Origin of the sequence: Azospirillum isscasi, from assembly GCF_030849505.1 — a bacterium.
Classification (GTDB): domain Bacteria; phylum Pseudomonadota; class Alphaproteobacteria; order Azospirillales; family Azospirillaceae; genus Azospirillum; species Azospirillum isscasi.
The window spans coordinates 1-7,213 of sequence record NZ_JAUJFI010000221.1; the positions used below are offsets into that span (position 1 = coordinate 1).

6 protein-coding genes and 1 pseudogene are annotated in these 7,213 nt (G+C 68.8%); 6 read left to right on the forward strand and 1 reads right to left on the reverse strand.

Features of this window, described 5'->3' with window-relative positions; genetic code table 11:
* The 5 genes from QSG27_RS26480 to QSG27_RS26500 all read left to right on the forward strand — a co-directional run.
* Window positions 1-300 (forward strand): DUF1178 family protein (locus tag QSG27_RS26480; protein ID WP_306711490.1); only part of this gene is annotated, 300 nt, incomplete at its 5' end.
* Between the two features lie 219 nt (window positions 301-519).
* A complete protein-coding gene (locus tag QSG27_RS26485; protein ID WP_109070658.1) occupies window positions 520-822 on the forward strand; it encodes a DUF485 domain-containing protein in 303 nt (100 codons plus the stop codon).
* The gene (locus QSG27_RS26490) at window positions 822-2,540 is read left to right on the forward strand and encodes a cation acetate symporter (RefSeq protein ID WP_306711493.1); all 1,719 of its coding nucleotides are present in this window, start codon (window positions 822-824) and stop codon (window positions 2,538-2,540) included. Before QSG27_RS26485 ends, QSG27_RS26490 begins: the two co-directional genes overlap by 1 nt.
* A 118-nt stretch (window positions 2,541-2,658) precedes the next feature.
* Window positions 2,659-4,476 (forward strand): putative nucleotidyltransferase substrate binding domain-containing protein, encoded by a 1,818-nt coding sequence (locus QSG27_RS26495; protein WP_306711495.1) that lies wholly within the window; start codon window positions 2,659-2,661, stop codon window positions 4,474-4,476.
* A gap of 30 nt (window positions 4,477-4,506) precedes the next feature.
* Window positions 4,507-5,097 carry a 3'-5' exonuclease family protein gene (locus tag QSG27_RS26500; protein ID WP_306711496.1) on the forward strand — a complete coding sequence of 197 codons (591 nt, stop codon included), beginning with the start codon at window positions 4,507-4,509 and terminating at the stop codon, window positions 5,095-5,097.
* 28 nt (window positions 5,098-5,125) lie between these two features.
* Here the strand turns inward: QSG27_RS26500 and QSG27_RS26505 are convergent, their stop codons facing one another.
* A complete protein-coding gene (locus tag QSG27_RS26505) occupies window positions 5,126-6,850 on the reverse strand; it encodes a sensor histidine kinase (protein WP_306711498.1) in 1,725 nt (574 codons plus the stop codon).
* A 113-nt stretch (window positions 6,851-6,963) separates the two neighbouring features.
* On the opposite strand from QSG27_RS26505, the pseudogene QSG27_RS26510 reads away from it, so the two are divergent.
* A pseudogene (locus QSG27_RS26510) lies at window positions 6,964-7,213 on the forward strand (S-methyl-5-thioribose-1-phosphate isomerase); the annotation flags it as partial.

A 7,213-nucleotide genomic window follows, 5' to 3' on the forward strand; every position in this document is an offset into this window, starting at 1 on the left:
GCCCCCGCCGCACCGGCCGCCGGTCCGGCGCCGGCCCCCGCGGCTCCGCCCCTGCCGGCGGAGGTGCGCGAACGTTTCGCCGCGGAGGTCATGCGCCAGCTGACCGAAATCCGCCGGACGGTCGAGGAGAACTGCGATTACGTGGGCGACCGCTTCGCCGAGGAGGCGCGGCGCATCCATTACGGTGAAACCGACCCGCGCGGCATCTACGGCGAAGCCACCGACAAGCAAGCCGAAGAGTTGGAGGAGGAGGGTGTGACTTTTGGTCGCATGCCTTGGCTTCCGCGCACCAATTCTTAAGCCCACGCTTCAGAATATTTCGCTGCTCCCCTCATCCTTTCGCTCCTCCGGGTTTGCGGACGGACTGCCGGAACAACGGTCGCGGGCTGCGTCAAGCCGCTTTTTAGCGGTTGGCCTGCATCAAAGTTGTTGACGGGATAGTTCGTTACAAAGACCATGTGGTTCGAGTGTCTAATATGACCCGTCAAAAATCGCTCGGCACTCGCGAGGGGACGCACTATGAAAGAAAACGCTCAGAGGATTCTCGCGAATCCCAAGTTTCAGGAGCTGGTGCAGAAGCGTAGCGCATTCGCGTGGACGCTTTCGATCGCCATGCTCGTCATCTACTTCGGCTTCATCCTGCTGGTCGCCTTCGGCAAGGGGTTCCTGGGTACCCCGATCGGTAATGGCGTGACCACCTGGGGTATTCCCGTCGGCCTCTTCACCATCATCTCGGCGTTCATTCTGACCGGCATCTACGTGCACCGGGCGAACGGCGAGTTCGATGAGCTGAACCGGCAGATCATGGAGGAGTCGAAGTGATGCGTTCGCTGGTTAATCGTGTGGGCGTCGCGGCCGCCGCGGCTGGCGCGCTCATCCCCGCGTCGGTGTACGCGGCGGCGGTCGAAGGCGCGGTTCAGAAGCAGGCGACGAATTATTCCGCGATCGTCATGTTCCTGATCTTCGTGTTCGCCACCCTCGGCATCACCTACTGGGCTGCGCGCCGCACGAAGTCGGCCAAGGACTTCTACGCCGCCGGCGGCGGCATCACCGGCTTCCAGAACGGCCTCGCCATCGCCGGCGACTACATGTCGGCGGCGTCCTTCCTCGGCATCGCCGGCCTCGTCTACACCTCCGGCTTCGACGGCCTGATCTTCTCGGTGGGCTGGCTGGTCGGCTGGCCGATCATCCTGTTCCTGGTCGCTGAGCGCCTGCGCAACCTCGGCAAGTACACCTTCGCCGACGTGGCCTCCTACCGCTTCCAGCAGACTCCGATGCGCACGATGGCCGCCTGCGGCTCGCTCGCCACGGTGACCTTCTACCTGATCGCCCAGATGGTCGGCGCCGGCAAGCTGATCCAGCTGCTGTTCGGCATGGACTATCTGTGGGCGGTGGTGATCGTCGGCGTGCTCATGATCGCCTACGTGACCTTCGGCGGCATGCTCGCCACCACCTGGGTGCAGATCATCAAGGCGGTGCTGCTGCTGTCGGGTGCCTCCTTCATGGCCTTCGCGGTGCTCGCCAAGTTCGGCTTCAGCCCCGAGGCGATGTTCACCACGGCCACGCAGGTCCACCCGAAGGCCACCGGCATCATGGCGCCGGGCGCCCTCATCAGCGACCCGGTCTCGGCGATTTCGCTGGGCATGGCGCTGATGTTCGGCACCGCCGGCCTGCCGCACATCCTGATGCGCTTCTTCACGGTGTCGGACGCCCGCGAGGCCCGCAAGTCGGTGTTCTACGCGACCGGCTTCATCGGCTACTTCTACATCCTGACCTTCATCATCGGCTTCGGCGCCATCGTGCTCCTGCTGGCCCCGGACGCCACCGGCGCCTATCCGTTCCTCGACGCGGCCAAGCTGGCGGCGGCGGGCGGCAAGCCGGCCCCGGCGATGATCATCGGCGGCTCCAACATGGCGGCCATCCACACCGCGCACGCGGTGGGCGGCGACCTGTTCTTCGGCTTCATCTCGGCGGTGGCCTTCGCCACCATCCTCGCGGTGGTCGCGGGTCTGACGCTGGCCGGCGCCTCGGCCGTGTCGCACGACCTGTACGCCTCGGTGATCGCCAAGGGCCGCGCGTCGGAGCATGACGAGATCCGCGTGTCGAAGATCACCACGGTGGTCATCGGCATCGTTTCGATCTTCCTCGGCATCGCCTTCGAGAACCAGAACGTGGCCTTCATGGTCGGTCTCGCCTTCGTGATCGCGGCCTCGGCGAACTTCCCGGTTCTGCTGATGTCGATGTTCTGGAGCAAGATGACCACCCGCGGCGCCGTGCTCGGCGGCTGGATCGGCCTGATCTCCTCGGTGACGCTGCTGATCCTGGGCCCGACCGTGTGGAAGTCGGTGCTGGGCAACCCGGCCGCCATCTTCCCGTACGACAACCCGGGCGCCTTCACCATCCCGCTGTCGTTCCTGGCGATCTGGTTCTTCTCGATCACCGACAACAGCAAGGCCGCGCAGGACGAGCGCGAGGCTTACAAGGCGCAGTACATCCGGTCGCAGACCGGCCTGGGCGCCGAAGGTGCCTCCGCCCACTAATGCGAATGGTCGCACCCGCCTTCCGCTGCTGACGGAGCTGGTGTAATCTTCAAGGCGCCTCAAGACATTGGTCTTGGGGCGCCTTTTTTATTCACCCCACCGGTTCGTGGAGCGGGTTTTGTCCGACGCCTTCGATTTCTCCGTTCCCCCCTTCGACCGCCTGACGCCGGAGCAGCAGCAGCGCCTCGCCGCGTCGCTCGACCTCGGCGTCTATGTCCGGGACAGCGTGATCCTGAACCGGGACGGGGCGGCGGACTGCCTGTTCGTCGTGCGGCAGGGGCTGGTCCACGAACGCCGCGGCGGCGAGGTGGTGGCGGTGCACGGCGCCCACGACAGCTTCGACCTCCAGGCGCTGTTTTCCGGCGGCCAGGCGCGCAGCTTCGTCGCCGCGGAGGACACGCTGTGCGATCTGGTGCCGCGCCCGGTCCTTCTCGAACTGGCGCGCGAGAACGCCGCTTTCGGCGCGGTCATCCAGCAGGATTTCGCGGACCGGCTGAGCGCGCTGGCCAGCGAGCGCTCCAACCGCGAGACCGCCGCGCTGACCATGGCGCGCATCCGGCAGGCCTACCTGCACCCGCCGGTCTTCGTGGAGGCCGGGGCATCCTTGCGCGACGCCGCGGCGGCCATGAAGCAGAACAAGGCCAGCAGCGTGCTGGTCCGCGATGGTGACCCCAAATCCGGGGGGCGCATCGGCATCCTGACCGGCACCGACCTGCGCGACCTCGTGGTGCTGGACGGGCGCCCGGTGGACAGCCCGGTGGGGCCGCTCGCCCGCTACGAGCTGCTGTCGCTGGACCGCGACGACCTGCTGTTCAACGCGCTGATCCTGATGACCAAGCATTCGGTGCGCCGTCTGGTCATCACCGAGCAGGGGGAGGTCGCCGGACTGCTGGAGCAGACCGACCTGCTGGCCGTGCTCTCCAACCATTCCCAGGTCATCGCGCTCCAGATCGACCGCGCCGCCTCGCCGGACGACCTGCGGCAGGCCAGCCACGACATCGTCGGGCTGATCCGCACGCTGCACGGCACGGGCGTCAAGGTTTCCTTCATCGCCGACCTCGTGACGGAGCTGAACCGCAAGATCTTCCGCCGCCTGTTCGAACTGCTGGCGCCGCCGGACCTGCTGGCGAACTCCTGCCTGATCGTGATGGGCAGCGAGGGGCGCGGCGAACAGCTTCTGAAGACCGACCAGGACAACGGGCTGATCCTGCGCGACGGCTACGAGTGCCCGTCGCTGTCCGAGGTCACCGGCGCCTTCACCCGCCATCTGGTGGAGTTCGGCTACCCGCCCTGTCCGGGCCGGATCATGGTGTCCAACCCGGAATGGACGCGCCCGCTGGCCCAGTACAAGGATTCCCTGTTCCACTGGATCCACCGGCCCGACGAGGCCGCGCAGATGAACCTCGCCATCTTCTACGACGCGGCGGCGGTGGCCGGCGACGATTCGCTGCTGGCCGAGGCGAAGGGCTACCTGCTCGGGCGGCTTCAGGACAACCAGATGTTCTTCACCGCCTTCGCCCGCCCGGCGCTGGCCTTCGACACGCCGTCGGGCCTGTTCGGCGGCCTGTTCGAGCGGCGGCGCAACGAGGCGGTGGATATCAAGAAGGCCGGCATCTTCCCCATCGTGCACGGCGTCCGCGCGCTGGCGCTGGAGAAGCACATGGCGGAGACCAACACGACGGAGCGCATCTGGGCGCTGGCCGACAAGGGCGTCCTGGACCGCGCCGTGGCGGGCGAACTGGCCGACGCCTTCACCTTCCTGTCCACGCTGCGCCTGAAGGCCGGGGTGGACAGCAGCGTGACCGGCACCCAGACCGACAACCTCGTCCGCACGGAGGCGCTGGGCAAGCTCGACCGCGACCAGTTCAAGGACTGTCTGGCGCTGGTGAAGAAGTTCAAGGAACTGCTCGCCTACCATTTCCACCTGAACCACTGACCCGCCCGCAACGCGGGGAGAGGAGGCGGCATGCCGACCGAGACCATTGCCAGCGTGGTGGCCAACGGGGTGGTGGCCGCCCCCGTCCCCGTCGCCGACACCGCGGGGCCCATGGCCGAGCATCCCGACCGCGCCCTGCTGCTGTCGGGGGAGGACACGGGGGAGCGGGTGGCGATCCATTGCGAGGCCACCTCCTTCGACGCCGCGACCGCGGATCTGCGCAGCGTCGCCGCGCTGCGCATCCGCGGCGCCCGCATCCTGACCAGCCAGCGTCTGGTCCTCGGCTTCTGGCCCACCGAACCGGCGGAGCCGGCGCTGTCCCGCCTGCTGGCCTTCATCGGGAACCGGCCCCTGATCGGCTATTACCTGGACTTCACCGTGGCGATGCTGGACCGGCTGGTGCAGCCGACGGTGGGCATGGCGCTGCCGAACCAGCGGATCGAGGTGTCCAGCCTCTATTACGGCCGCAAGTCCAAGCTGCCCGGCAAATACGCGGTCGATCTGCGGCTGGACAGCATCCTGCGCGACCTGGACCTGCCGCCGCGCGTGGGGGACGACGCCTGCGCCGGTGCGCTCGCCGCCGCCATGGTCTATCTGCGGCTGGAACCGCCGCAGCCCTGAGGCGGCCCTGACGCGCACGGCGGCGCCCCTATGCGGCCTTCGTCTGCGCCTTCGACAGGGTCGGCACCGCCACGACGAAGCGGGTGCCCGGTCCGCCGTCCGGTCCGTGCTCGACGGTGATGGCCGCCCCGGCCTGCTGGGCCAGCGCCCGGACCAGCACCAGCCCCAGCCCGTTCCGGCGCTTCTCGTCCGCAGGCGTCTGCGGGCCGGTCTGGTCGGGCGGCAGGCCGGCGCCGTCGTCGCGCACGGTCATCCGCATGCCCTCCGCCCCCTCCGGCCGAAGCTCCACCGTCACGGTGCCGGGGTGGCCGGGGGGGAAGGCGTGGAGCAGCGCGTTGGACACCAGCTCGCTGGCGATGAGGGCGAGCGGGGTGGCCTGATCCACATCCAGGCTCCAGGGCTGCGGCGCGTTCACGGTCAGCCGCGCCCCGGTGGGGTTGCCGGAGCGGACCAGACCGTCGCAGAGCTGGCGCAGATAGTCGGCAAAGTCGATGCGCGCCGGCTGGTCGGAGCGGTAGAGCAACTCCTGCATCAGGCTCATGCACTGGATGCGGCGCAGGCTCTCGTCGAAGGCGCGGCGGGCCGGCTCGTCGATGCGGGCGGCCTGAAGGCGCAGCAGGCTGCAGATGACCTGGAGGTTGTTCTTGACCCGGTGCTGAACCTCCTTCAGCAGGACCTCCTTGTCGGTCACCACGGTTTCGAGCTGGGCGTTGGTGCGCTCCAGTTCCGCGGTGCGCTGCCGGACCCGCTCCTCCAGCGTGTCGTAGGCGTGCTGGAGCGCGTTCTCCGCCTGCCGCTCCCGCCGCGTGCGCTGAAGCGCCAGCCCGCCGATCACCGACACCGCGGCCAGCGCCGCCAGCGCGTAGGAGATGTAGGTCCAGAGCTGCCCGTGCCAGCGCTCCATGACGCTGCTGACCGGGATCGACACCTCGGCGGTCAGGGGAACGCTGTCCACCCGGCGCAGGGCGGAGATTTCCGGTTCGCCGGCGGCCTCCGCCGCGGCGCTGTCGGTGGCGTCCGGCCCCTGCGTCTCGTGCAGCAGCACCGTGCCGTCCGCCCGGCGCAAGGTGATGGAGCGGGCGTAGTCGAAGTCGAAACTCTTGTAGATGTCGCGGATGTAGCGTGGCGAGACGGCCACCAGGGCCACGCCGCGGAACCGCCCCGGCGCCGCGGCCAGGGGGCGTGACAGCAGGATCAGCGGCTCGTTGCCGTAACGGCTTCGGTCCAGCGCGGAGATGTGCAGGCCGCCGCCCGCCGCCTGGGCCTGGAAATAGTCGCGGTCGGCCACGTTCATCGGCGGGGTCGGGAAACGGCGCGTGGTCAGCGTGGCGTCGCCCCGGGAGTCGATCAGCGTCACCGCCACCAGATAGGGCGTGCCGCGGGCCAGCGCCGCCAGACGCTCCCAGGCCGCCCGGTCGGTGGGCAGCGGGGTGTCCGCCGGCCCGGCGAACTGGACCGCCTGCTTCAGGATCAGGTCGCTGGTTTCGACCAGCCGGGCGGCGTGCTCCGCCACCAGCAGGCTGGCGTTGCCGGCGGTGTCGTGGGCGTGCTGGATGGCCGCCGCCCGGTCCCGCCACGCGAAGCTGGCCGACAGCCCCAGCGTCAGCAAAAGCGCCACCGCGCAGACCAGCAGGACCAGCGCCGAACCCGGCATCCGGTAGAGCAGGGGGGAACCTTTGGATCGCAGGGCGCGCAGGGGCATGTGGGCAGGGGCAAGGGGATGGAAGGTGGTGGGTTCGTGACGGACCAACACTTTTTTGCGGGCTCCTGTTCCCTGGGTACGCCCGTTGAACCGCGCCGCGCCACCCCCTATTGTCGCGCCGGGCCGAAAGGCCGACGGGGAACCGCGCGCAAGGAGGATGGCGTATGAGGATCGACGGCACGGCCTACCGCACCATCTGGCTCGCGCAGGACGGCTGGACGGTGGAGATCATCGACCAGACGAAGCTGCCCCACGATTTCGCCGTCGCGCGCCTGACCGGCTTGGAGGAGGCCGCCCACGCCATCCGCGCCATGCTGGTGCGCGGGGCGCCGCTGATCGGGGCCGCCGCCGCCTACGGCGTGGCGCTGGCCATGCGGGCCGACCCATCCGACGCCGCGCTGGACGATGCCTGCG